This window comes from Porphyromonas gingivicanis JCM 15907 (assembly GCF_000614585.1).
GTDB lineage: Bacteria > Bacteroidota > Bacteroidia > Bacteroidales > Porphyromonadaceae > Porphyromonas > Porphyromonas gingivicanis.
In genome coordinates, this window is record NZ_BAKX01000002.1 from 316934 (window position 1) to 342490 (window position 25557).

Genomic DNA, 25557 nt, shown 5'->3' on the forward strand with positions numbered 1-25557 from the left:
ATGGAGCGTAGCCTATACTTTGTTTCATGCTTTGAGCTTATGATGATAAGAGAGAGGGAATGTATATAATAAAACCTCATAGAGTAGGACTATTTGCCTTCTCTATGAGGTTCTTTTTAGAGGTTATTGTACTCCTTCTCAAAGGAGGCTTACAGCATTCTTATTGTATGTATAGCTTCTGACTGGTTTTGCCCACTTTAAGGAAATAAGCGCCTCTGAGAAAGTTGCTTGTAGAAACTTGGACCTCCTCCGTTTGTATTTGTAAGGAGAAAATAAGCCTACCATCTATAGTGTATAGATGTATCATCTCTCCAAGGTATTCCTCTGGTACTACTACCATGATAGCCTCTTTCTTTACTGCTACTTTTATAGGTGTTGAGTCAATAATGGTCGTAGCGGTAATTTTAGACAGTTTGAATAAATTCCATGGGGCGATTGTTTGGTATAGGTCGAAAGAGGCTTCGGGAACCAAGAGTTCACAGCGCGTATAATCCATTGTCCCAAATACATTTTCTTCGAGTGTTATGTTTGCAGGATCATTGACTCGTAGTACAATATGGAATAGAGCTGTATTGGATAAGGCAGCAGCCTTAATCTTTTTGAGAGTAGAAGGCAGATCTATATGGGTAAGGCTTTTGCATCCGAAAAAAGCAGAGCCAGCGAGGGTTTCAACTCCTTCTGGTATAACTACTGGTTGTGCATAATTAACGGGCAAGTTATAGACTGTTTTGTTGTCTCTACTCATAAGCATTCCGTTGTGCAGTTTATATAGAGAATTTTCAGGAAGGTTGAACTGTATGGCAGTTCCCTTGAACGCTCCGTCTCCAAGATAACTAAGGGAGGAGGGGAGAGCAAGGCGAGTTAGAGAGGTACACCCTTCGAAAGCAAAATTTCCTATTTTATTTAATCCGTCGGGAAGATGTAGTTCATTTAGATCTGCATTGTTTAGAAAAGCAGAGATGCCAATCTCTGTTATGGCATTGCTTAAAGCGATGCTTTTTAGTTTGCTACAATGAGCAAAGGAGAGATCTCCAATCTTAGTAATTTGATTAGGAAGGGCTATTTCGCTGAGAGACGTACATTTGTTAAAGGCAGAAGCTCCTATTTCCTTGATGTTCGGAGAGAAAGTAATACGAGTAAGGGATTGACAGGAGTTAAAAACTTCTTCTTTGATTTGCGTAATTGTATTTGGCAAAGAAATAGTTCCTAAGGCTGTACATCCCTTAAAGGTGGCTATGCCTAAATCTTCTACTTGAGAGGGAAGTGTGAGGCTACTTAGGGAGGTACAGTTGAGAAAATTACTGCCTCCTAATTTCTTCAAAGATTCAGGAAGAACAACTTGGGCAAGAGCCGAGCACCCCTCGAAAGTTCCAGCACCTAAAGCCAATAACGTACCAGAGGCAGAAAACGAGACGAGAGAGGTCATCCCTTTGAAACTTTCTGCGGGTATTTCTTCTTTATTGTATGCTTTGCTCCCCTCCAATGTACCTTCGGTGCCATTGTAGGCATCTATGGAGATATTAGAGAGATTTAATGTTTGTAGTTGATTGAAACGGCGCAATGTGCGAAAATCTCTTGCATCTAATGTCCCACTTATTGTTAGAGATTTAACCATAGTAAACTGGTCAGGCTTTACTAATGATGCCAATTCACCTGCTTTGGAAACATTGAGACTTAACTCCTCTTTGTTTACCTCTTGCCATGGAGAGAGGGGCAATGGAGCTTGGAGTATGCAACGTACTGAATAGCCCATAAACTTATCTTCCATGTAACTGTTAATGGTATGGGAGTCCCAGTAAAGACGGATGAACAGAGCTTTAGTATCAGAGTAGTCACTAACGGTAGAGGTCCAAAAATAGCCTTGTCGGTTGAGTCCTGAATACCCATTGAAGTATTTGCTTGTAGAGGTACTGCCATAGGCTTTCATATCGAGCATTGTGGCATTGTTACCAGGAAGTAATTGTCCCGTTGCAGTAGAGGGCTTTACCCACTCTGTTTTACTCTTGAGCATCTCACCTGCTGTATAGGATAGAGAAGCTGTTTCGTAGTCAAATGTCATAGCCCCTTTAGGGTCAATGTATTTAGCAAGCGACTCCCAATCTTCCATACGAGGCACTATCCAACCTTTAGGAGCGATAGATATTGCGTTTTCTACGGCATACCAGTTGTACAATGCTCCCATTTTATCTTTGTTATCTTTATTACCATCATAGTAAGTCATTGCAGGAGATTTACTCTTTTCCCACTGATCTTTAGGGAGATTGGTAACAATAGTAGAGCCGTCATTGAAACGCCCAGTACGTAGATTGTCGCGCATCCAAATCTGTAACCCTACTTTAACTAAGGCATAGTGTTCTGTCTCGTCGCCTCTTTTATCTTCCAATAAAAACGGCTTTATAAGTACTTCTTGGGCTCCATCTATGGGTGCATAGGAGAGGTTCCCTTTATTTGTAAGAAACAAAGCTCCTTGCCATATTTCTCCTACCGTCTCCTCGGCTGAAGTATTGTTAGAGGTATTATGGAGTACTTTTTTGGCTTGATCTATTCTATATCCTACCGAAAAGTCTATTTCTCTATTCTCTTTAGGTAAGTATAAGAGCGTTAGTGTTTGTCCTTTGCCTTCGAGTACTACATATTCTTTGGCTAATAGCCCTAATTCATTATCACCATCACTAACGAGTAGCAGATTGCTGGCTTCAAAGTTTAATTTCTCGGGCAACGGGATTTTTACTTGAGCCAATACTTGTACAATGCCGTATACTATACATAGCATTATAACGATACCTTTCTTAGTTACCTTTTCTTTCATTGTTTCTTGGGTCATTTAAGTTTGAATACTTCTTTTGTTGCAGTGAGTAAAAAGATCGTGGAGTTACAATGGGAGCAAATGTAGTTAAATATCCCAAACATCCAAATGTGGTAGGAGAGCGAGAGATAGCAAGAAGAAAACCCCATAGAGTAGGGTCTTTAGCCTTTCTCTATGAGGTTTTTTGGGGGCATTATTTATGCCTTTATGACAACGAAGGTTCGTCGATTATTTTTGCATTCGATTTAGCGTTTGCTTGTATTCTTCCAGAAGAGAGGTCATAATCTCTGCGATGGGACGAATCTTGCTGATTTGTGCTGAGGCTTGTCCAATCTCTAACTCTCCTTCTACGAGGTCGCCTTCAAAGATGCCTTTCTTGGCACGTCCTTTGCCGAGTATCTCTTTGAGTTCTTCTGCCGAGGCTCCACGATCTTCGGCTGCAATCACTTGGTCGTAGAACTCTCTTTTGAGAATACGTGTAGGTCCTAACTTTTTGAGTACAAGGGCAGTGTCGCCTTCGCCAGCTTCGCAGCAAAGGTTCTTAAAGTTCTTATGTGCAGAACTCTCCTCACTCATAGCAAAAAGTGTACCGATTTGTACTGCTTCTGCTCCTAAGCACATAGCCGCAGCCATAGCACGTCCAGAGGCTATCCCCCCAGCTGCCACTACGGGTATCTGCACGCTGTCTGCTACAGAGGGTATGAGGCACATGGTGGTGGTCTCTTCTTTACCATTGTGTCCTCCTGCTTCGAAACCCTCGGCAATGATAGCATCTACTCCTGCCGCTTCGGCTTTCATAGCAAACTTAGAGCTACTTACCACGTGAAGTACCTTGCAACCAGCTTCATGTAGTTTAGCAGTCCACGTTTTAGGGTTACCAGCAGAGGTTACTACTACGGGTACTTTCTCTTCTATAATAATTTCTATTACTTTATCCATCTCTGGGTAAAGTAACGGAACATTTACACCATAAGGACGATGAGTGGCGGCTTTGCATTTAACGATGTGTTCGCGGAGTGTTTCGGGGTGCATAGATCCTGCACCAATCAAGCCTAATCCGCCTGCATTGCTTACGGCAGAAGCCAAACGCCATCCGCTACACCAAACCATACCACCAGCAATGATGGGATATTCTATTCCTAAGAGAGAGGTTATTCTATTATTTGTCATACAATTAAAACGATACTTTTTACTAATTATCCGACTACAAAGCTACTTCTTTATATCAGAAAAGAGGAGATAACAAGTCGGTATTTTCTCTCTCTCTTCCACACTAAAAACAGCTTTTATGAGGAAGTGTTCATTCCTGGTTGAGCCGAGGCTCTTCTTGAAGTAGACATTGTGCCTGCTCGATGGCTCGATGGATGTCGGGGCAAATATTCTCTTCGCCTAAGAGTGCAGTTATTTCTACCTGCGTGAGAGTCTCATGAACCGATTTATTGACACCCGATAAGATGAGTGCGATGCCCTCTTTTTGACATGCCTTGACCATCATCTTGAGGTTGTGCGCTCCTGTGGCATCCATAAAGGGTACTCGACGCATACGTAAAATGCGTATTTGAGGCCGTTTGCCCACCAGTTTGGTTACTTCTTCAAAGCGGTTTGCTATCCCAAAAAAGAAGGGACCATTGATTTCAAACACTTCAACACCTTCGGGTACTTTAAGTATTTCCTCTTGCGTGCTGGGAGCTACCTCATTGTCCAGATCGATATGGTTTTTGTGTAGGATAATGTCGGTGGCTAAATAAGTACGGCGCATAAAGAGGAGTACGCTGAGTAGCATACCAATCTCAATTGCTATGGTTAGGTCGATGAGTACCGTTAGTAAGAAAGTAACCAAAAGTACGGCTCTGTCTCCTATAGGTCCTTTGAGTATGGCAGTGAAAGACTTGATTTCGCTCATGTTGAACGACACTACCATGAGGATACCTGCCAAGCAAGCCATAGGAATGTAGGCAGTTAATTGCCCCAAAAAGAGCATAATAAGAAGAAGAACTATGGTGTGGACAATACCCGCAATAGGCTTTTACCTCCATTTTTGATATTGGTCATAGTGCGGGCAATGGCTCCTGTTACGGGTATTCCTCCGAAGAAGGGTACTACTATGTTGGCAGTACCCTGTGCTATGAGTTCCATATTGGAGTTATGCTTTTCATTGATAGCTCCGTCTGCTACCGAGGCAGAGAGGAGAGATTCAATAGCTCCCAGCATAGCAATCGTAAAGGCGGAGGGGAGAAGCTGTCGGATTTTTTCCATACTTAGCCCGAGCGACTCTGCTTGAGGGAGCGATGCTGAGAAGGAGAAACGGTCGCCGATGGTTTCCATGCCCGATAGTGTGGTGAATTTATTAAGAACATACACGAGTAGGTCATCACGATAATTGCAATTAGAGACCCAGGTATGCGCTTAGAAATCTTTGGGAAAAGGAAGATAATAGCAATGGTAAGAAGTCCGATGAGGGTAGCTGTCCATTGCAAAGTATTGAAAGAGTGGAAATAGACCTCCCATTTTCCGATGAAATCACCTGGCAGGCTTTCCGTAGTGAGTCCGAAAAAATCCTTGATTTGAGTGGTGAAAATGGTCACGGCAATACCACTTGTAAAGCCGATGATGATGGGGTAGGGGATAAAACGAATCACTGTACCCAAGCGAAGAAAGCCTAAGAGCAGGAGTAGCAATCCTGCCATAAAAGTGGCAATAGCCAGGCCTTCAACGCCAAATTGCTGGATAATGCCGTAAACAATTACGATAAAAGCCCCCGTAGGACCACCGATTTGTACGGAACTCCCCCCAAGAAAGGAGACAATGAAGCCCCCTATGATGGCTGTGATAAGACCCTTCTCGGGACTGACCCCAGAGGCAATACCGAAAGCTATCGCCAAAGGGAGTGCAACGATACCGACTATGAGGCCTGCCATTACATCTTTGGCAAACTTCTCACGATTGTAATCTCGAAGACTTTGGAATAGTTGTGGCGTAAAGGTTCGCCAGAGAGCAGAGGCACGTTCGTTGAGCATCATACTTCTATTATTTCTATGGAATGTAAAAATTATACTACAAAGGTACTTCAAAAAGAGCATAGAAGAGATTTATGTAGAGCCTAAAGAGACTTTTCGCCTATCTCTGTTGGAGTACCAGTAGAGATAGGCTCAAAAGAGAGCTCACGACGGGCAACAAAAGGGTTAATACTTCTGCTCGGAAAGATTAATGGTTTCTGTCGAAAGGATTAATGCTTTTCGGACAAAGGTATAATGGTTGCACTTCGAGTGTTTATCGAAAACCTCGAAGAGGGGTAGTGAACGGAAAAAGAGAGGAATGTTAGTTGTTGAAGTCGAAGTTGATACCCAAACGCAACGTCATCGGATTGATGGGGTAATGTGCCAAAGAGAAGCGTTTGGCAGGTTGTAGGAAAAGCTCAGTAGCGTTGTGCATCATAAGGAAAAAGCGCACACGCCGTACCTTGAAGTTGGCAAAGAAGTTGAGCATCGGATAGTTGCCTACCAAGACATCCCTCTGATTGACAAATTGCTGTGTGGCTGGTTCGTAGTAGGGAGCGTGGTACAGAGTGTGGTAGTAGCAGTCGGCTCCAATTTGGGTACGCATTACCTTTGCCACGTAGAAGTGGAGGTACAGAGAGGCATATGCCGAAAGTTGAGGCAGAGGCATCACCTGCTGATTGCTCGATATTTGATACGATCCCTCCATTTGCCAGCCTATGAAACCCCAATGGTATTGGTGTCTTAGTCGTCCCTCCATTATTTGGAGTGGCTGGGTATATTGTCGGGGGAAGCCGTCAGGGGCAATGTAAATCTGATTGCCAATAGTGGCAGAGTGTAGCGATATATCGGTGCCCCATTTCGGTGCCGAGAGGGTACCGCCCAAGAGCAACCGCCTTGTGTAGGCAAACTCTTGATCCCAACGGAAAAAAGAGCCGTGGTGATGGCGCATAAGGTAGGGCGGCCGGTCTATATGCAACGCTCCATGAGCACCGATGCCAACAGGGATAGAGCCTATTTGGAAAGCTGTTTGTACCGTGCCGTCAATGTGTAGAGCTCCAATGTTGCTACCGAGTACGGCTATTTCGCCCCCTGCGTCGAAGTTGAGCCCTTTACCTGTTTTTCGTTCGATACGTCCCCCCACGAATGTAGAGAATTCATGGATGTTTCGATTGCTCGATAGAGTGTCTCTCTGAAAGAAAGAGCGATTTTCCAAGCGCGCATATGCCGTAAGTCCAAACTTCATCCACGGACGGAAGCCTTCTCGTAATGAAAGAGCTACCGTATTGGTTATTTGAGTCATACGAATAGAGTCGAAGGGTAGTACCATAAGGGTGTCTGTCTGCTGACTGCTCCGCCCCTCCCACAGATAGGGGTAGGCTCTTTTATAGATAGTGTCGAGGTGGTTGCGCTTCCCTATATAGAGACGTACCCCTCTATCATAGGAGAAACGATGGCTAATGCTTCCCACCGGTACGAAGAGGGTTGTATCTTGCTGTGCAATCTTGCCATTGGGCAGTCGGCTATCTTTGCGAAAACTCCTCTCACTCCCTATATTGAAGCGGTGAGCTGCCAATATGTGCCCTACAAAAAAGGTATTACCAACACCACTGGGGAAGCGCACGGGTATTTCGATAGATTGGAGGTTACTTCTCCCCCTCCCAACCCCATAGGATTGTTGATATAATCATCGTCTTTAATACCGCCATTTTCATTCATGCGTAGGTAATTGTTACCAGCCGAAGCGTAGAGTTCGTAGCGAGGCAGTGATAGGCTCCCGAAAAGGCGATAACTAACCCCTTGTGATAGGTTGCCAATGTATTGACCTCTCGAAAGCGTGTAGTTGAAGTCGCCCCCCAATGATATAGGCTTGCCTATATTGAGAGCCATAGTCATGTCTAACTCCTCTTCACGTTGATTGGCAGAACCATTACGCTGATAGAGCATATTGGTACAGGGAGAGCGAGTGTCGTAGAATCGAATAGAGGGTTGAGCATAGAGAAGACCTTGGTAGGTATCTCCGAATATAAAAGGATTAATAGGATAGGTACGGTCGAAGTAGGTTTTGAAGTGACGAGGTCCGATTAGATTGCCGTTATACCCAACGGCAAGACCTTTGCCTTCTACCGTAGTGCGTTTGTAATAGTCAAGAGCTATCGTATCTACATCGCTCTCATAGGGCATCCCAGTGACGGGGTGTAGCTTAAATCCTCGGAAAGTTTCTCCCCGATTGATGAGTTCTACATCACCCTGTTCCTGCTCTCCTTGTATGAAGTAGCCCGTTTGTGCCCACAGAATGGTACTATACCCCTTCCCGAATAATAGAAGGGCAAGAAGTAGTAACCCTTTGAAAAAAGAGTTTGTGAGGGATGTTTTTGTGGTAGAGTGGTAGGGGCGACTCTCTTTTTTCATAATGATAGCAAAGGCACAGAGGGATAAGTGGCAGGCAATGGGGCGAAAGATATCGTTAATTATGTACAGTCAAGCCTTGTGGTGAAGTTTGCACAACGTAGCGTCTTAGCGGTGTGTGGGCTGGCTCTGAAAGAGGACTCCCATCTCCGTACTGTATGCTAAAGCGACTTTTGCATTCAGGACATTCGGCTTCGTAGCGGTCATTGAAAAAGATTTTTATCTCCCTTTTGCGCTCATAAGGGCAGGAGAGATCGTAGGCATAGTAAACATTGTTTTGTAGAAGAGAGTGGATAATGAGCAACCCTCCATATCCAATAGCAGAGTTGGCAAGCTCTACACGCTCTACCCGAAGATAACCTCCAGGAGCAATGAGGGCTTTACCTGCCGACGAATTGAAGTCCACCTGATAGTATACAGGAGAGGGAGGGATGTTGCTCTCCGACTCATAGATGCACCCCATGGTAAGAAAAGAAAAAAGGCTCAAAGCCAAGAGAAGGAAAATAACCCTCCTCTCTGCTAAAGGCCTTATTAGATGGGTGCAATACCTTCTCATTCAATATAAGATATGCTACTGAATAGGTCGGCTATCTTTTCGACACCTTCGCTCATAGGTTTAGAGACCATGGCTTTTGCGAATATAGGCACATCTGCCTCTATAGTAAATACAAGCGATGTGACTTCCTCTGAAAGAGGAGTTAAAGTAAGACTCAAAGAACCGCTTACGGGAGCATTCTTGGGTATTAAGCTCACGAACGTAGGCACTTCCCTCTGTACGATAGTGAGCTCAATGTCGCCAACGATAGCTGTTTGCAATAGGCAGGTGTCGGCATCCTGTACCGAGATAGAGACACCATTGATAGCACCTCTCTCGGCAAGAGGGCGTAGGTGCTCAAAGTTTGATACCTTGGCAAAGACAGTGGCAATAGGGGCTTTGATTTCTCGGGGTGTACTACTAATTTTCATCGTGTAGGGTGTAAGGAGAGAAAGTTGCTATTACTTACCCCAGTTAGCTGGGTCTTTGCGCCACTCTTGGAGTACTTCTTTTACTTCAGGGGCTATATAGCCAGTGCGTAGAGCCTCTTCGATAACGGCGTTGTAGTTGCTTAGGGTGTGCATAGCTACACCAGCCTCTGCAAAGAGTTGCTCTGCCACCTCGAAGCCATGAGTATATACGGCATAGAGCCCAAGTATATCGGCGCCAGCATCGCGCAGAGCTTCTACAGCTTTTAGGCTACTACCTCCTGTCGAGATAAGATCTTCTACAACCAACACTCGGCTATTCTCAGGTAGGTAACCTTCGATAAGGTTTTTCATACCATGGTCTTTGGCTTGCGAACGTACATACACGAAAGGTAAGTTAAGTGCATCTGCAACAAAAGCTCCCCACGATATAGCTCCAGTAGCAACGCCTGCTATAACTTGTGTCTCGGGATAGCGATCTATGATAGCTTTTGCCATAGCCATCTTTATATAGTTGCGTGCCTCTGGATAGGAGAGGGTGCGACGGTTATCGCAGTAGATGGGAGATTTCCAGCCTGAAGCCCAAGTAAAAGGTTCTTTAGGACTAAGGCGAACAGCCTCTACCTGCAATAGATACCGAGCTACGGTTTGTTCTGTTAAGTGATCCATAATGTTATTTGTGGTGAAAATAGATGTCGTTGTGAGTTATTGGTTGAGTAGGTCGGGGCGTAGACGTTGAGTTCGTTCAAGGGCTTGCTCCTGTTTCCATGCTTCTATCTTAGCCTGATGACCGCTCAGCAGAATGTCGGGTACACGCCATCCTCTGAAGTCGGCTGGGCGTGTGTATATAGGGGGGGCTAATAAGTTATCTTGGAAAGTGTCGCTCAGGGCACTTTCGGCATCGCCAATTACCCCTGGTAGGAGGCGCACAATAGCATCGGTCATAACGGCTGCGGGTAGTTCTCCGCCTGTAAGTACATAGTCGCCAATAGAGATTTCACGGGTGATAAAGTGCTCTCTGACCCGATGGTCTATGCCTTTGTAATGACCACAAAGGATGAGAAGATTCTTTTTAAGGCTTAGTTCGTTGGCTATCGGTTGGTCGAACCGTTCGCCATCGGGAGAGGTGTAGATAATCTCATCATATACACGCTCCTTGCTTAGGCTTTCTATGGCATTGGCTATTGGTTCTATACCAATGATCATACCTGCTTCCCCGCCATACGGGTAGTCGTCTACTCTGCGCCACTTGTCGTTAGAGTAGTCTCTGAGATTGTGCAGATGGATACATACATGCCCCTCACGGACAGCTCTGCCGATGATAGAGACAGAGAGTAAAGGCTCTATCATCTCTGGGAGTATGGTGATAATATCTATGTGCATCATTAGCCTATAATACTGCTCACAAAGGTAACAATATCAGAGCAATAGGGAAAACGGAAGGAGGGTAAAGTGCCGAAAGGGGCGTCGAAAGCTCTTTTTTATCGAGTGGAGAGAGCGGCTGTGAGGAGTGAGAGGAGGCGTTGATGAGTCTATCAAACGCTCTTCGTGGCAGAGGGTGAGCGGGTTACTCTCGATGCTTTTTGATGAATTGAGCAAGGGGGACGGGAAAAGCGTAGTCTGACAATTGCCCTTGGGAGACGAGTTGGAAAGGGTTGCCCAAGGGCGTATCGGCACTCTGCACGGCTCGATACACTTTGATGTGTAGGAGCTGATGGCTTAGTTTATGCTCCATCTCGAAGAGAGGGGCGGAGGGGATTTCCGTCCACGAAGTAGCAAATTTTTCTTGCCATAGCTGGGCAAGGTCTTTAGGGGCGGTCGCTTGTTCGGTTTCCAATAAAGGAAATTCGTACAAACCTCGCCAAATATCATTGTCGCCTCGTTTGTTGATATAGTACCCAGAAGAAGAGGAGAGAACTATGTAATTTAGATAGCGATGACGTATGGTTATTTGTTTCTCTTTGTAGGGGTATCGCTCTACTTCGGGAGTGCCTGCAAGCGCACAATGCTCTGCAATAGGGCATTGGCTACATTGAGGTTTTTTGGGTGTGCAGACTAGTGCTCCAAGTTCGATGAGAGCTTGGTTGAAGATAGCAGGATGGGCAGATTTGAGTAGAGAGACTACAGCCTGAGATAGCTCTTTTTTGCCCATATTAGAGTCTATAGGTAGGGCACAAGCTGTGATACGACTCATTACACGGAGTACATTGCCATCTACTGCAGGGTGAGATAGATTATAGGCAAAGGAGGCTATTGCCCCTGCTGTGTATTCGCCAATGCCTGGTAAAGCTCTAATTGCTTCGAATGTTTTTGGAAACACTCCCTCGTATTGCTCCATAACCAGCTGTGCCGCTCTATGTAAGTTGCGTGCTCTGCTGTAGTAGCCCAGTCCCTGCCAGAGGAGAAGTACCTTGTCTTCGGGGGCTTCTGCTAACTCTTTGATGGAGGGGAAGTAGGTTATAAAACGCTTATAATATTCGAGCCCTTGATTGACACGGGTTTGTTGAAGAATGATTTCCGACACCCATATTTTATAGGGATCTTGAGTATCTCGCCAAGGGAGTGATCTGTGGTGCGAGAGATACCATTCTTGGAGAGGAGAGACAAGGCGTTGAGATACAGATAGAGGCATGTCTGTAAGGCGTTTTTAGATGAGGTTACAAAGATAGCGAGAGATGGACGAACTATAAAAAAGAGGGTGCTAAGATGGTGAACTGTACTACTATGCTCTTTTTTATTCTCGTAATTGTTTGAAAAAAAGCTCTTTTTATTGCTCGTTTCAGCCTATTTTTATACTTTTGCAAGGGAGCGAGAATGCCCTTGTTGTAGAGCCTTTGCAAGCTGTTTTTTTCGTTTGGCTTAGTAGTATGCAGGGTATCTTTAGTATTCGATAACAAAGGCTTATGTGCTCTTGGTGCGATGCTTTCCTTTATGAATTTTTGGACGATTTAGATTATAGTTTTATGCCCTATAAGTCTCCTGTTTATGCCGTAATAAATCTCGGTAGTTCTACAATCTCTGGCATGGTTGCATGCAAAGATGGTATGGGTCGGGTTATCCCTCTAGGATATGCCGAAGAACCCAGTAAGAAATCTATATTTCATGGTACGGTGCAGAATATAGATGCTACGGGAGAGATTATAACCTCTATTATCAAGCAATTGAATGGATGCTTAGAGGAGAATTATCATATTCAGCGAGTGTATATCGGAGTGGACTGTATGACCCTACGTTCGCATAAGGAGAAATTTTCCCACAAAATGAATGAGGAGAGTACTCCTATTTCGCAGGAGATGTTGGACGACTTTCAGCAAAGGGTAAAGGAAAAACGGTATGAAGGTCGAGAGATTATTCATATCGCAGATCCTTTCTTTACAATAGATAGTATTCATACCACGAAGCCTCTTGGGGTAGTTTGTCGAGATAAGTTTGAGGCTCATTATCGTTTGATTTCTGTTCGTAGTTCCATAGCACGTAACATACGCTCGGTTATAGAAGATCATCTACATCTTACCTTAGTACAAATCTTAGTTGCCCCTCTGTGCGAGAGCAGTGTAGTACTTTCGCCTACTCAGAAAGAGCTGGGGTGTGCCTATATAAACGTGGGGGGAGGAACAACTTCTGTAGCTGTTTTTTTACGAGGTTGTTTGGAACAGTTGAATGTGTATCCCTTTGGTGGAATCAACGTTACTAAAGACCTCACAGATCTGAAGATAGTAGAGGACGATGCCGAGCGTCTAAAAATAGAACATGCGAGTGCTATGCGATCTTCGGAAGATCGTAACGAAACGGTGCAATTGCTTACGGAAACATCGGAGCAACCCACCACCTATCGCAAGATTGATATTAACAATCTTAGCTCGATGCGTATGAAGGAGATTATACACAATGCTGTGGCTATCGTGGGTTACTCCGAAGTTCCCAAAGAACAGTTGCGTGCGGGCTATATTTTTGCTGGAGGGGGTACTAAAATACGGAATATGAAAGAGCTCATAGAGATGTATTGCTCAAGCAACTATACGCTAATCAGAACTATAAAAAGGGAGATTATTTCGGATGAGATAACTGATTTGAGCGATAGTTTGCTTTATAGTTCAGACCCTCGTTTTATAACCCTTTTGGGGTTGGCATTGGAGGCCCAAGAGGATTGTCTTGAGGTAACTCATAAGACACTTTCAGAGCTTGTTGAGAGTACTCTTGAGGCAAAGTCGGAAACACCTTCCTCGGCAACTTCCAATGACGGAGGCTTATTCCCTGACTCTGAGAATATGGAAGACCCAAATCAAGAGACCCATTCTGAAACAAATAATGGTGGAAGTAGAGGCTTTAGTTTAAAAAAGAAGTCAAAAGGATTCCTGCAAAATGTTACTGACAAGATTTCCTCTCTTGTTACTCCACAGGAAGAGGATGAGGAGACGCCTTTTGGAGATTTTTAATCTTTAAGGAGAAGAGGAAATAAGAACTGTATGTCTAAAGAGAAGCCTTTTAAAATAGGGTAATATGGAAGATAATAAACTGAACATAACAGGCGTAAATGCTACTCCCAGTGGAGATGCTCCAATTATAGACATGAACCCATCTCGCCTCTCTTCAGGAGGAGAGCCTCGTCCACAACTCTCTTTTAATTACCCCAAACCGCAGAAAAAAGCTAATATCAAGGTAATTGGTGTCGGTGGGTGTGGAGGTAATGCTACTACCGATATGTACCAAGCGAAGGTTTCGGGCGTATCTTACTTGCTGCTCAATACTGACCAACAAGACTTGGACAAGAGTGCGGTGCCCGATAAACTCCTTTTAGGTCCCACGGTTACTCGAGGCTTAGGCTCTGGAGACTTGCCCGAAAAGGGACGCAAGGCAGCCGAAGAGAGCTTCCAAGAGATTTATGACAAACTCAATGATGGTTGTACCGAAATGGTCTTTATCACCGCCGGCATGGGTAAGGGAACGGGAACAGGAGCAAGTCCCGTTGTGGCTCGTATTGCAAAGAAAGAGTTGGGGTTACTAACCATTGCTGTGGTTACTATCCCATTTTCGGCAGATGGAAGAGATCAAATAATTAAGGCATTAAGAGGGTTGGAAGAGCTACATAAAGAGGTAGACGCCCTTATGGTAATCAGTAATGAGCGAATGCTAGAGGCTTATAAAGGGCTTACCTTTCCCGCAGCACTGCAGAAAGCCAATGAGGTTTTGATTAATGCCGTGAGGAGTATCTCCGAAATCATTTGGAAGCAAGGGTATCAAAATGCCGACTTGAATGATATTCGTACTACTCTTGAGAATGGTAATGTGGCTATCGTTAGTACTGGTACAGCAAGTGGTCCCAATCGTATGCAAGAGGCTATTGATAAAGCTCTCAGATCACCTTTGCTCAATAACAATAACGTGGAGCAGGCACGGCGCATACTCATAGCTGTTTATCACTCTAAAGATGAGCGCTATGCCTTGAGGATAGAGGAGCAGAGTGTAATAACAGATTTCACTCGCACGCTTCAGAGCGGATATGCTTGCATCCGTGCCTACTATTACGATGACACGCTCAAAGACAGTATGAGAGTAACTATTGTTGCCTCAGGATTTGCCCCCGAAGCTACTTACGAATTTTTAGGCTTGAAACAGGAAGAGTCTGATCCAATGGAGTCTTACCAGCGAGCCTATAAGAAGAAAGAGGATGATTTACTTATTAGTAAGTATTATAAACTTGAAGAGATTGGAAGTGGAGTAAAGTCTTCGACTACTCCTTTTGTTTTTACTTTAGACGAGTTGGATGATGATGCTTTTATCCACGCGGTCGAAAATCAGCCTGCTTTTCGCAGAGAGCATTTTCTTTTAGAGGAGATGCGAAAGAGTAAAAACTCTCACAAACTACGGAGAGTTCCCTCTCATATTTTAGAGTCTGAAGAACTCTTTGCAGAGAAAACCAGCGAAGAGAATGATGGTATTTCAGTAATAAATAACTTTTTTTGATTATGTCTTTATTAGAACAGATTAACCAAGATATAAAAGAGTCGATGTTGGCTCGCGAGAAGGTTCGCTTAGAAGCTCTTCGAAGCGTAAAAAAAGAGTTTCAAGAGGTCCTCACGGCTAAAGGCAGTACTGGAGAGCTTCCCGATGACAAAGCTCTTGCAATTATCCGTAAACTACTGAAGCAAAGATCAGATAGTGCTGCTATATACACCGAAAATGGTCGTGCCGATTTGGCGCAAAGAGAGCTCGAAGAGGCAGAAGTACTTAAGGCTTATCTCCCCCAGCAATTATCTGCCGAAGAGTTGCGCCCTATTGTTACCGCCAAGTTACAAGAATTGGGCATTACTGATATCAAGCAGAAAGGGCGTGTAACAGGAGTTTTGTGTAAAGAGTTGGCAGGTAGAGCCGATGGAAAACTTATCGGAGAAGTAGTTCAAGTTGTATTGGAAGCAATGAATTGATACGCTTGTGAGTCGTAAACATATCGAAAAAGTAGGGCAATCTTGGGGTTGCCCTTTTTTTGTTCTCATTGGACGATGGGGATTTTTATAGTCGCCTTTTCTCCATTTGCACATTAGTTCTTGACTATTTGTAGAGAGCATTATGGGTGTTCACAGAAAGAGATGTAATAGTTTCCTATAATGCTTTGTTGCAAAAGGGTCAATGGTTCGGAAAGTTTGCACGGAAGGTTTTGCTTCAAAGGGTTAATGGTTGGGAAAGTTTGCTGGGATGGGAGGGGTAAGAGTTGCCATTATAGCTCTTTTGTATTGATGGATAGTGTCCGATAAAGACTATAAAACAATGCCAAAAAGGGGAGTATTCCATAGGTAAGACAAGCCTTGTTTACCAAGGGAGAGAGTTATCCATTGCTCTCCAAGCATCTTTTTTATACCAAAAACAGACATATCACTGTGCAGAAAATAACACAAACAAAGTATCTTTGTAGGGGAAATAAAAAAGATTGATGAATATGCAAGACGATAAATTAGCAAGAAAGAAAGATAAAAAATCACTCATATTTTACCTTTTCCTATTGCTTATTTTTATAGCGGGAATATGGGCAACGGCAACTATCGCTCTACCGATCCTCTCCCCAGACGAGATGGCAAAGAGCAATATACGAGTAGGTACCAGTGCCTTTGCCACCTTTACAGAGGGAGTACAGCACCATTTAGGAACAACCATAGGACTACTACTCTTGCAGATTATCGTTATTCTCTCTGTGGCAAGAGGTATGGGGATTCTCTTCTCCAAGCTAAAGCAACCTACCGTTATTGGAGAGATTGTAGCGGGTATTCTCTTAGGTCCTACCCTTTTGGGAGCTGTTTGGCCAGAGGGGTTTGCCTTTCTCTTTCCTGAGTCGAGCTTGGGAAGTATTGAACTTTTAAGCCAATTTGGTCTTATCCTTTTCATGTTTACGATCGGGATGGAACTCAACATATCCGACATTCGTAAACAAGCCCGTAATGCGCTTATCATTAGCCAGTCGGGCATTTTTATTCCCTTTGTTTTAGGAATTGTCCTATGTATCACTACCTATACCCGTTACTCCAGTCAAGTAGCATTCTTGCCTCTCGCTCTTTTTATGGGTATATCTATGAGTATTACAGCCTTCCCCGTATTGGCTCGCATCATCCAAGAGCGTTCTATGAGTCGTACTCCCTTGGGGAAATTGGCACTTAATACAGCAGCTGCTGGCGATATCATTGCATGGCTTCTTCTGGCTGGTATTATGGCAATCACACAAAGTGGGAGCTTCAATAGTGCTATCTTCAACTTCCTTTTCTTGCTACTCTATCTTTTGGTAGCTTTCGGCATCCTACGCCCTCTCTTTTCTATCATCGGACGTATTTATAACAAACAAGAACTTATTAGCAAGTCCATTATAGGACTTATCTTCATACTCCTTTTGGTGAGTGCCTATGTAACAGAAATTCTAAGTATGCATGCCCTTTTCGGCTCATTCATATTAGGTCTCATCATGCCCGAAGATGTAAAGTTTCGCCACATCCTCACCGAAAAGGTAGAGGATGTCTCGCTCAACGTATTCTTACCACTATTCTTTGCCTCTTCGGGACTACGTACCGAGCTGGGACTTATCAATACTCCAGAGTTATGGATTCTCCTTATGATTTTTATCGCCGTGGCTATTATCGGCAAGATTGGAGGTACTTATCTCTCGGCTCGTATCTGTGGGCTACAAGTAAAGGAGAGTTTGTACTTAGGAGCTTACATGAATACGCGAGGTCTCATGGAACTCGTTGTACTAAAGATAGGTCTTGATTTGGGGGTACTACCACCTGTCTTCTTCGCCATATTGGTACTTATGACATTGGTAACAACCCTGATGACAGCTCCATTGATTCACCTAATAGATACAATAGATGCCTTAGTACAGAAAAGAAAAGGCAAACTTCGTAAAATCAGCCAACGTGTTCTCTTGGCTTTCGGGCGTTCAAATACAGGTCCAACTCTGCTCCGCTTGGCACATCAAATATTCTCCAAACAAGAGTTGAATAATGGACTTTCGCTACTACACATCACTATGAGCTACAACATTAGCGTTATTGATGAGGAGACTTTCTTTGAAGAAAATTTTGAAGAGTCTATCAAAGAGAGCGAACGCCTATCACTAAAAGTAGAACCTATCCATAAAATATCTGACCAAGCAGCGACAGAAATTATCCATTGTGCCAACAATGGCGAACATAAATTCCTATTGGTCGGGGCAGGCTTAAACCTTTCGGATTCCGAAATCGACAAAAGTATTATCAGCGAGCACCAATCACTCCAAAAATTTTGGGGTAAGCTATCCGTAAATACCCCCGAAGCAATCCTCAATGCTCGCACTATGTTTAACGACAAAATGGCTCGATTTGCCGAAGAAGCCAAATGCTCGCTCGGAGTTTTCGTTAATCGTAAGTTTACCTCTCCTCGACGTATATTAGTAGCTTGCCATGGAAAAGAAGATGCTTTACTATTACCCTATGCTCAAAATATGGCGGCAATTAACAAGGGCACAGTATCACTCCTACCTCTACAACTTACCTCCTCAGATAAGGGAGCAGAGGGTTACTCTTCTCTGTCTGTCAATCTACTTCTTCCAAGCAAGTCGGGCGAGGAAATCTCTCAATACGAATTTATGTTCATCTCCTACGAAACATGGACCTTACTAACAGAATTACGTCCTGAGGTTCTTGCTCATCTGCCGAGTGTTCTCATCGTAAACCCGAAGTAATGAGACCATCCATAAAGCAGTAACTTCTTATGACAAGAAACGTGTTTCATCTTGTATCCCTTATAGTCCTATTAATAGGTTGGTGGGGATACACTCCCTTAAGAGCACAAACTGAAGACACTCAAAGTTTCACTTTCGACCCAGAGAATATCTCTAAGGAGCTACGAGAGCAACTTCTACTACCTATATATTTTGGAGAAGATATATCGCTCGAAAGAATATTACTCTATGATAAGTACACCCTAAAAGATACCTATACCTACAATAAAAAGCGTAGACAAATACAGTGGGCGCAAATACGTTCTAAACTTGCTTTAGTGGAGAATATGTTAGAAGGTTCTTTCCAATGGGGAGTACTGCAAAACTACAAAAACCTAAAAGGGAAAGCTCCTCAGCCTAAAAATGCTCGCATCGAGGGTAAAAGCGTATTCGATTCGTTGGGTGTAGAACGTTACCAAGCTATTCCTCTCTACACAGAAGAAGACTTAGAGCTTCCTCTGCTTTATGCAAGAGATGGATGGATAGCTCTCAACAAGGGATTAGAAAACGATTATTATCGAGTACATCCCATTGAGTTGGATCGAGAATTTTTGGTTCCAAGAGCCTATTTCACTCCTCTTGCAGACAGCACCTTTTTTCAGCACGTTATTTTTATAGATCGCAAGCGACAATATATCGTTACGACGGAGCGATTATCCCCTCAACAATGGGCTATAAGGAGTGTAAACCCCAGTACTACAGGTATCCAAAAACCTCCCTACTCACAAGAAACCCCCTTAGGCATGTTTCTCTTACAAGGGAAACGAGAAAAGATGCGCTATCTTAAAGATGGTTCGCAAACAGAAATAGCAGGGTTTGCTCCTTATGCCTGTCGCTTCACAGGAGGAGCCTATGTGCATGGTGTACCCTCTGTGGTGCCTAAAGAAGAAATCACCGAGTATAGCAGTTCTCTGGGCACACGTCCACTCTCGCATATGTGTGTCAGAACGCCCTCCTCTCATGCCTTCTTCATCTATAAATGGGCACCTTACCTGCAAACCATTATATTTGTTATCGAATAAACCTCTCCTATCAACAGTACATCTACGACCTTCAAAAATTTCACAACAACAGAAACATAACTCGATATAGTAAATACAGAATAACAAATAAGCTGAAACAATGAAAGATATAAAATGGAAAATTTTGCCACTCTTGATTGCTCTTCTTGTTTTTTGTAATAAGAGCTTTGCACAAAACGGGATTAAGAGTCTTACCCCTCAAGAATATAAGCAAGCGATACAGAATGACCCTTCGGCTATTGTCCTTGATGTACGCCAACCTCAAGAGTATAAAATGGGACATATCAAAGGAGCTATACTCATCAACGTGCTGGACGAACCTCTCTTCGAGCAAGAGATAAAGAAACTCGACAAAAACAAGACCTACTACCTCTACTGTCGTAGTGGTAAAAGAAGCAATAAGGCAGCTCTAAAAATGCAAAAGATGGGGTTCAAGGTATGGGAGCTAAAAGGAGGTATCAAATCTTGGACAGAATCTAAAATGCCCATCGAAAAGTAATGTGCGCTTGTCTCTAAGAGTGTAATCAATCATTTGAGAGATAAAACTCGTAAGAATACCTACTCCCCCAAAAGGTTTCCTCATAGCCTTTTGGGGATTTTTTATAACAATGACTATACCCCGAGGGGGTAATTCTCTCGATCAGAAGGCTATACAAAATTAGTAATACACCATAGCCTCGAGGTATTCGATGTTAGATATGTTTTTGATACCTTTACGAAATCTTCTAATAATCATTAATAAAAGATTATAGACCTATGAAAAACTTAATTACTTATTGTATACTCCTCGTGAGTATTTTCTTAAGTGTTCCTACCCTCAAAGCACAGGGTAATATTCGTTTCGTAAAGGAAGGTGGCTCTGGAGATGGCTCTTCTTGGTCAAAAGCATCTGGAGATTTGCAAGCAATGATTGATGCTTCTACCTCTGGCGATGAGATATGGATTGCCGAAGGGCACTACAAACCGACTCGACTCATTCGAGAGAACAAAAAGCGTTCGTATGCCTTTCATCTCAAAAATGGAGTAAGTCTGCTTGGAGGCTTTGCTGGGAGTGAAACCTCTAAACAAGAGCGCGAACATACCCAAGCACCTGTACCTCTACAGTTTCTCTTCAAGCATCGTACCATTATCGACGGCAATATCGATGACAATGAAGAGTCTTGGCAAAGAGTTATAGAGGAAGGCTCGACTTCTCGCTATATTTGGAAAATTTCAGGGCATGAGAAGAATGCCAATCACTTACTCTATCTACCCGACATAGCCACCCATGCTATCGTTATTGATGGGTTAGTACTAACAGGGGCCTATGCCGATGTATTTCAAGTAAAAGTATCGGGAGCCGCTCTCTATGCTCGTGGCGAGATACATTTGCTCAATAGTATCATTAAGCGAAACGCTACATACAGTCGAGCCGAAGGCAATGTCAACTTCTTTGGTGGTGCTGTATACATAGGTAATGGAGGGGGCAAGGCTCGTATAGAAAACTGTCTCTTTGAAGACAATCAAGCCTATCTCCCTACATTCTCTGCCGAAGGAGGGGCAGTGTACTTAGAGCAAGGTACTATATCTAACTCCCTATTTCGCGCCAATGTCGGCGTAGATGCTGGCGGTGCAGTAAGACTAAACAGCGGAGAGATAAAAAACTGCTACTTCTATGACTGTTACGGAGGTAAAGGTGGTGCTATCTGTGCCAATGATGCACAAATAAAGGCCTGCTATATTGCCGACTGCCGAGGGCTCGTAGGTGGAGGCATCTACTCTGCGAATAGCCAGATACATCACACTCAGATATTAGGTTGCTATGCGGACGACCCTGCTTTTGGCGAAGCTGGAGGTGGCTCAGGAGGAGGAATCTATGGCGAAAGAGCCACAACTGTAATAGGCTCGCTCATTGCAAACTGTAGTTCAGGTAAGCTGGGTGGGGGCGTTGGCTTCAAAACATCGGGCAAACTTTACCACTCCACCGTACAACAATGTAACGCACGCCTCATCAATCAGCCTGTACAAAACGTAACTTTGGGAGAGGGGGGCATTATGCTCAATACAATAGCCTCAGACGACCCTTCTCCCGTAGGCTTCATACGCTCAACCTCTTTTACAGGGTCAGCACTAACACCCGAGCAAAAAGAAGAAATTTATTCGGCTGATTGGGCACTTGACGTTGGTAGCGATCATATTGCTACAGGCGAAATAATCCCTGAGACACCAGAACCTACCGATATGCGTGGTGTAGAGCGTATACGAGATGGGAAGATAGATAGAGGTGCCTTTGCCTACAAACCGCCCCAAGCAATCCCTGCCATCGTGGTTACTATGAGCACCGAGAATAGTAATGTTAAGCTCGGTGTGGGAGGAAATGAGGGGACCTCTTTTTCGATAGACTTCGGCTCTGGACAACCAATTCAATATGAAGGGGCTAAAGTAATCACAGAGACAGTACAAGGTAGAACTATTAAAATATACGGAGAGGGAATCCTTGTATTTGTAGCTAATCAACAGGGTATTGCATCGCTCGATCTCTCAAATGCCAAAAGCCTCATGAAACTTCAGGTTATGGATAACGAGCTCAAGAGTCTTGATGTCTCGCACTCGCCCAACCTCTATATGCTCTACTGCGATCGAAACAAAATATCAGGAGCATTGAACCTCAAAGCCCAAAACAGGATGAATGTAATAAGTTGTCAAAACAACCAAATATCAGGGCGATTGGACCTATCGCACATAGAGAATTTGACCTCCATTATCTGTAATGACAATCGAATTAGCGAACTCATATTGCCCTCCAAAGCGGACAAACTCACTACTATCAGTTGCGAAAACAACGAAATAGAACAACTTAATGTAACTCAATGTAGCGAATTGGATGAGTTGCTCTGTGCGAACAATAAAATCAAGAGCTTAGACCTAACAAAGAACCACAAACTGACTAAACTCTACGCTGTAGAGAACGCTCTCTCTTGGCTCGACCTAAGCCAAAACAAGCAACTCAAAACGCTAACACTTACTAAGAATAGTATCGAGACAATAAATCTCTCACACAATACAGCTATTGAGAACCTCTATCTTGGGCAGAACAAACTCAAACAAATTGATCTCACTCCCCTCAAAGCTCTACAATGGCTTATCCTCGACGACAATCATCTTGAGAAAATAGATCTCAGCCAGCAAAGTAAATTGAAGCAAATTAAGGCATCGCACAATAAATTGCACAGTATCGACCTAAGCCACAACCCCGATTTATCTGTACTTTGGGTGGGCAATAATCAACTCAAACAGTTGGATATATCTCGTCAAAAGCAACTAATTTGGCTGGAATGCGACAGCAACAGATTGACCCATCTATCTATTGAAAACAATAAAAACATTGTATGGTTAGAATGCCAGAATAATGAAATCGCCTCGCTCGAAGTAGCCCATCTAAGCAATTTGCAGAAGCTATTCGCTTCGCACAATAAGCTCAAGGAGATTAACCTCAAAAGCAATCAAGGCATACAGGGCATTAGACTTGATCATAACGAACTACACAAAGAGGTACTTACTCGCCTCTTGAACGATTTACCCGATGTCTCTTCGGTTGAGATTAACGAAAACAACAAAGAGTGGGTTAAGCAAATTGATATTAGTTACAACTATGGAAGTAGCGAAGTAGACACTAACAAAGCGCACTCCCTTGGTTGGATAGTAAAGAACGCTCCGGGACTACCCGATGCTATTACTCCAATCAATGCCGAAGAGCTCCATTACTACTACGACAAAACAAACCAAAGACTACACTTCGTGAAACCCTATTTACACATAGAGGTGTACAATATGCTCGGGCAGAAAGTACTTTTTTCGGAAAATCCAACAGAGTGGATAGATCTATCCTCTCTCGATGAGGGAACCTATATTGCGGTAGCTTATTACGAAGAAGAAGTTCGCCAAGCCCTACGTTTGATACGATAGAATGCTACTCTCGAACTCTCCCAGAAAGGCTCTTCTATTTACCTTTTTTGGGGGAGTTCCCTTGGCAGAGATAAAAACATAACATTAATAAGAAGAAAAAGTACAGAGCAATGTACAACCATATTTACGTAATGAGAGTAATACAACAAAAGCTGTATAGCTATAATTATCTCGTTATCTGAAACTCTCTTCCGACAAAATGTAAAACGAAAAAGGTCGTTACTCTTTGTGAATAACGACCCTTTCTTTTGCGCTCCCTCAAGGACTTGAACCTTGGACCCCCTGATTAACAGTCAGATGCTCTAACCAACTGAGCTAAGGAAGCATTTTTATTTCCGACTGCAAAGATAGCTATTATTTCGGGATTAGCAACACTTTTGCTAAAACTTTTATCCTCTATTTCCCTCTCTACTCTTCGCCTTCTAACCGAGTACTAAGAGAAGAAACTGATGTACAAAAGATTAGCCATCTTCATCTAAATCCTAGCACAAGTACTCAAAGAATAGTAAGGCAAAAGATAACAAAGTACTCAACAGCCTAAAACTACTCCAAAACATGTAGATAAAGCAGGAACGAAGCGAAACGAACAATGGCTATTGCCTCCATCTATACTGCTCCGACTCTTGATAATTCCAGCTATTTCTCCCAACCATTAACCCTTTGAAGCAAAACCTTCCGTGCAAACTTTCCGAACCATTGACCCTTTGGCGCCAAACCATCCGTGCAAACTCTCAAAAGGGTTATACCTTTTCGATTGAAATTTTCTGTGGAAAAAGAAAGCTACTCTATCTCTTTTAGTTGCTCTACTAACCATCCTAAGGCTTCGGGAGCTATAGTAATCTCTATGCGAGCATACTCTCTGGGACTTCCCGTAGAGGCTGGTTGAAAGAGATGATTGAGACCTGCGAAGAGTCGAGTCCTTGCCTTGGGGCAGTGCTCCTTTAGTAAATCTATATTGAGGGGCAATACTTGCACATCTTTCTCTCCTTGTAGAGCGATGATAGGGCAGGTTATTTGCGATAAGTACTCCTGCGGTCGTATGCTAAGGAGGCTACGTATCCCCGGTTGGAGCAGAGCAAGTGCTTGCTCTTCGAGTTGCTTTTGTTGTAGGGGAGATAGAAGAGGGTGTTGCGAAGCATAGGAGTGAATGTATTTGCTCAAAGCCTTTTTGAGTTCTTGTTCGCTCTGCATACTATCGACGGCTATGGAGAGCAAATCTTTATTGATGCGATTGTTTTCATCCAGTGTCGCGTTGTCTAAGCCTTCCAAAGCACCTATTGCTCTTGCCTGCATGGGGAGGAGCTCCACAAGAGGTTGTATGGGGGTGGCAAGCAGTACTATTCCTGCTATATCTTGTTGGTGCTGTGCGGCTATCATCGAAGCTATGATGCCTCCTTCACTATGCCCCAAGAGATAGATTCTCTTAGTGTCAATTTTAGGATGTTGCTGTAGAAATCGTATAGCGCATAGCGCATCATTTTTTAGATCTTGGATGCTGGCTTTGGCAAAGTATCCTGTACTTTTACCTACCCCTCTATCGTCATAACGGAGTACGGCAAAACCTGCTCGAGTAAGTGTATCTGCAATTAGGGCAAAGGGTTTGTGTCCCATGAGCGTTTCATCTCTATCTTGCGGACCGCTACCCGTAAGAAGTAACACCACAGGCAGAGGGGTAGAAGTGTTTTTCGGAAAAGTTAAGGTCCCCGAAAGGGTTATCGACTCTTGCTTTTCACTAAAGAAAGTACACTCCTCTTCATGGTAGGGAAAAGGTGCTTGCGGAGTCTGTGGGCGATATCGATAATTCTCTCTACTCAATAATAGTGGTAAGGAGAAGCCATTTTGTTCGAAAGTACCCTCGAAAGCTCCCTTATTATTCAGTACCCCCTTGTAGGAGATGGAAAGCTCTTTTTGAGAGAAATAGAGTGATGTGTTTTCCATTTTTACCTCAGATAAAGGTATGTCGAAGGCGTTTTGGTCAGGGCTATCCATTGTTCCTCCCCAACTCTCCTTTTCTTCAGTAAGATGGATTACCAAACTTAACTCTGCACCAAAAGGTAAGCTGATTGTGCCATACCAAGTACCCGATAGAGAGTGGGCAGATACAACCCCTATATTTAAGGAGAGAAGAAGGGTTACTAACCAGCAAGGGAGATATTTATTGTTCCGCATTCTTTT

17 protein-coding genes, 1 tRNA gene and 1 pseudogene are annotated in these 25557 nt (G+C 43.6%); 7 read left to right on the forward strand and 12 right to left on the reverse strand.

Features of this window, described 5'->3' with window-relative positions; genetic code table 11:
- Window positions 1-160 precede the first annotated feature (160 nt).
- From JCM15907_RS03500 to mutY, 10 genes and pseudogenes are all read right to left on the reverse strand, one after another.
- Window positions 161-2809, reverse strand: a complete 2649-nt coding sequence (locus JCM15907_RS03500; RefSeq protein ID WP_159099907.1) for a leucine-rich repeat protein — start codon at window positions 2807-2809, stop codon at window positions 161-163.
- A gap of 225 nt (window positions 2810-3034) precedes the next feature.
- The gene (locus tag JCM15907_RS03505; RefSeq protein WP_025842738.1) at window positions 3035-3976 is read right to left on the reverse strand and encodes an NAD(P)H-dependent flavin oxidoreductase; all 942 of its coding nucleotides are present in this window, start codon (window positions 3974-3976) and stop codon (window positions 3035-3037) included.
- Window positions 3977-4106: 130 nt separating this feature from the next.
- Window positions 4107-5826 (reverse strand): annotated as a pseudogene (locus JCM15907_RS10535) (SulP family inorganic anion transporter).
- 298 nt (window positions 5827-6124) lie between these two features.
- The gene (locus JCM15907_RS12115; protein WP_051522359.1) at window positions 6125-7426 is read right to left on the reverse strand and encodes a putative porin; all 1302 of its coding nucleotides are present in this window, start codon (window positions 7424-7426) and stop codon (window positions 6125-6127) included.
- The gene (locus JCM15907_RS13595; RefSeq protein WP_051522360.1) at window positions 7387-8214 is read right to left on the reverse strand and encodes a putative porin; all 828 of its coding nucleotides are present in this window, start codon (window positions 8212-8214) and stop codon (window positions 7387-7389) included. Before JCM15907_RS13595 ends, JCM15907_RS12115 begins: the two co-directional genes overlap by 40 nt.
- Before the next feature lie 55 nt (window positions 8215-8269).
- Window positions 8270-8698 (reverse strand): Rieske (2Fe-2S) protein, encoded by a 429-nt coding sequence (locus JCM15907_RS03520; RefSeq protein WP_148297449.1) that lies wholly within the window; start codon window positions 8696-8698, stop codon window positions 8270-8272.
- Window positions 8699-8763: 65 nt separating this feature from the next.
- Window positions 8764-9177, reverse strand: coding sequence for an SRPBCC family protein (locus tag JCM15907_RS12125; RefSeq protein ID WP_025842740.1), 414 nt, complete (start codon window positions 9175-9177; stop codon window positions 8764-8766).
- A gap of 30 nt (window positions 9178-9207) precedes the next feature.
- Window positions 9208-9843 carry an orotate phosphoribosyltransferase gene (gene pyrE, locus JCM15907_RS03530; protein ID WP_025842741.1) on the reverse strand — a complete coding sequence of 212 codons (636 nt, stop codon included), beginning with the start codon at window positions 9841-9843 and terminating at the stop codon, window positions 9208-9210.
- A gap of 36 nt (window positions 9844-9879) precedes the next feature.
- A complete protein-coding gene (trmD, locus tag JCM15907_RS03535) occupies window positions 9880-10557 on the reverse strand; it encodes a tRNA (guanosine(37)-N1)-methyltransferase TrmD (RefSeq protein ID WP_025842742.1) in 678 nt (225 codons plus the stop codon).
- Window positions 10558-10741: 184 nt separating this feature from the next.
- Complete coding sequence (mutY, locus tag JCM15907_RS10550) at window positions 10742-11806, reverse strand: A/G-specific adenine glycosylase (protein ID WP_036885400.1); 1065 nt, start codon at window positions 11804-11806, stop codon at window positions 10742-10744.
- A gap of 271 nt (window positions 11807-12077) precedes the next feature.
- Between mutY and JCM15907_RS03550 the strand changes: the two genes are divergently transcribed.
- The 7 genes from JCM15907_RS03550 (at window position 12078) to JCM15907_RS12130 (ending at window position 23382) form a co-directional block, all read left to right on the forward strand.
- Window positions 12078-13610: a cell division protein FtsA gene (locus JCM15907_RS03550; protein WP_025842744.1), complete on the forward strand. Its 1533-nt coding sequence runs from the start codon at window positions 12078-12080 to the stop codon at window positions 13608-13610.
- A 64-nt stretch (window positions 13611-13674) separates the two neighbouring features.
- Window positions 13675-15138 carry a cell division protein FtsZ gene (ftsZ, locus tag JCM15907_RS10555; protein ID WP_025842745.1) on the forward strand — a complete coding sequence of 488 codons (1464 nt, stop codon included), beginning with the start codon at window positions 13675-13677 and terminating at the stop codon, window positions 15136-15138.
- A gap of 2 nt (window positions 15139-15140) precedes the next feature.
- The gene (locus JCM15907_RS03560; protein ID WP_025842746.1) at window positions 15141-15599 is read left to right on the forward strand and encodes a GatB/YqeY domain-containing protein; all 459 of its coding nucleotides are present in this window, start codon (window positions 15141-15143) and stop codon (window positions 15597-15599) included.
- Between the two features lie 509 nt (window positions 15600-16108).
- Window positions 16109-18376: a cation:proton antiporter gene (locus JCM15907_RS03570; protein ID WP_051522367.1), complete on the forward strand. Its 2268-nt coding sequence runs from the start codon at window positions 16109-16111 to the stop codon at window positions 18374-18376.
- 29 nt (window positions 18377-18405) lie between these two features.
- Window positions 18406-19437, forward strand: a complete 1032-nt coding sequence (locus JCM15907_RS03575; protein ID WP_025842748.1) for a L,D-transpeptidase — start codon at window positions 18406-18408, stop codon at window positions 19435-19437.
- A gap of 100 nt (window positions 19438-19537) precedes the next feature.
- Window positions 19538-19936 carry a rhodanese-like domain-containing protein gene (locus tag JCM15907_RS03580; RefSeq protein ID WP_025842749.1) on the forward strand — a complete coding sequence of 133 codons (399 nt, stop codon included), beginning with the start codon at window positions 19538-19540 and terminating at the stop codon, window positions 19934-19936.
- 257 nt (window positions 19937-20193) lie between these two features.
- The gene (locus tag JCM15907_RS12130) at window positions 20194-23382 is read left to right on the forward strand and encodes a leucine-rich repeat domain-containing protein (RefSeq protein WP_025842750.1); all 3189 of its coding nucleotides are present in this window, start codon (window positions 20194-20196) and stop codon (window positions 23380-23382) included.
- Between the two features lie 251 nt (window positions 23383-23633).
- On the opposite strand, the gene JCM15907_RS03595 is transcribed toward JCM15907_RS12130, so the two are convergent.
- Together JCM15907_RS03595 and JCM15907_RS03600 are read right to left on the reverse strand one after the other, a co-directional pair.
- Window positions 23634-23707, reverse strand: a tRNA-Asn gene (locus tag JCM15907_RS03595).
- Window positions 23708-24162: 455 nt separating this feature from the next.
- Complete coding sequence (locus JCM15907_RS03600) at window positions 24163-25551, reverse strand: alpha/beta hydrolase family protein (protein ID WP_025842751.1); 1389 nt, start codon at window positions 25549-25551, stop codon at window positions 24163-24165.
- Window positions 25552-25557 lie beyond the last annotated feature (6 nt).

What these genes read in the sequence shown, in the direction of transcription:
- JCM15907_RS03500 (WP_159099907.1), bottom strand. Translation starts at nt 2,809, where the DNA reads ATGAAAGAAAAGGTAACTAAGAAAGGTATCGTTATAATGCTATGTATA.
- JCM15907_RS03505 (WP_025842738.1), bottom strand. Translation starts at nt 3,976, where the DNA reads ATGACAAATAATAGAATAACCTCTCTCTTAGGAATAGAATATCCCATC.
- JCM15907_RS13595 (WP_051522360.1), bottom strand. Translation starts at nt 8,214, where the DNA reads ATGAAAAAAGAGAGTCGCCCCTACCACTCTACCACAAAAACATCCCTC.
- JCM15907_RS12125 (WP_025842740.1), bottom strand. Translation starts at nt 9,177, where the DNA reads ATGAAAATTAGTAGTACACCCCGAGAAATCAAAGCCCCTATTGCCACT.
- pyrE (WP_025842741.1), bottom strand. Translation starts at nt 9,843, where the DNA reads ATGGATCACTTAACAGAACAAACCGTAGCTCGGTATCTATTGCAGGTA.
- trmD (WP_025842742.1), bottom strand. Translation starts at nt 10,557, where the DNA reads ATGCACATAGATATTATCACCATACTCCCAGAGATGATAGAGCCTTTA.
- mutY (WP_036885400.1), bottom strand. Translation starts at nt 11,806, where the DNA reads ATGCCTCTATCTGTATCTCAACGCCTTGTCTCTCCTCTCCAAGAATGG.
- JCM15907_RS03550 (WP_025842744.1), top strand. Translation starts at nt 12,078, where the DNA reads ATGTGCTCTTGGTGCGATGCTTTCCTTTATGAATTTTTGGACGATTTA.
- ftsZ (WP_025842745.1), top strand. Translation starts at nt 13,675, where the DNA reads ATGGAAGATAATAAACTGAACATAACAGGCGTAAATGCTACTCCCAGT.
- JCM15907_RS03560 (WP_025842746.1), top strand. Translation starts at nt 15,141, where the DNA reads ATGTCTTTATTAGAACAGATTAACCAAGATATAAAAGAGTCGATGTTG.
- JCM15907_RS03570 (WP_051522367.1), top strand. Translation starts at nt 16,109, where the DNA reads ATGCAAGACGATAAATTAGCAAGAAAGAAAGATAAAAAATCACTCATA.
- JCM15907_RS03575 (WP_025842748.1), top strand. Translation starts at nt 18,406, where the DNA reads ATGACAAGAAACGTGTTTCATCTTGTATCCCTTATAGTCCTATTAATA.
- JCM15907_RS03580 (WP_025842749.1), top strand. Translation starts at nt 19,538, where the DNA reads ATGAAAGATATAAAATGGAAAATTTTGCCACTCTTGATTGCTCTTCTT.
- JCM15907_RS12130 (WP_025842750.1), top strand. Translation starts at nt 20,194, where the DNA reads ATGAAAAACTTAATTACTTATTGTATACTCCTCGTGAGTATTTTCTTA.
- JCM15907_RS03600 (WP_025842751.1), bottom strand. Translation starts at nt 25,551, where the DNA reads ATGCGGAACAATAAATATCTCCCTTGCTGGTTAGTAACCCTTCTTCTC.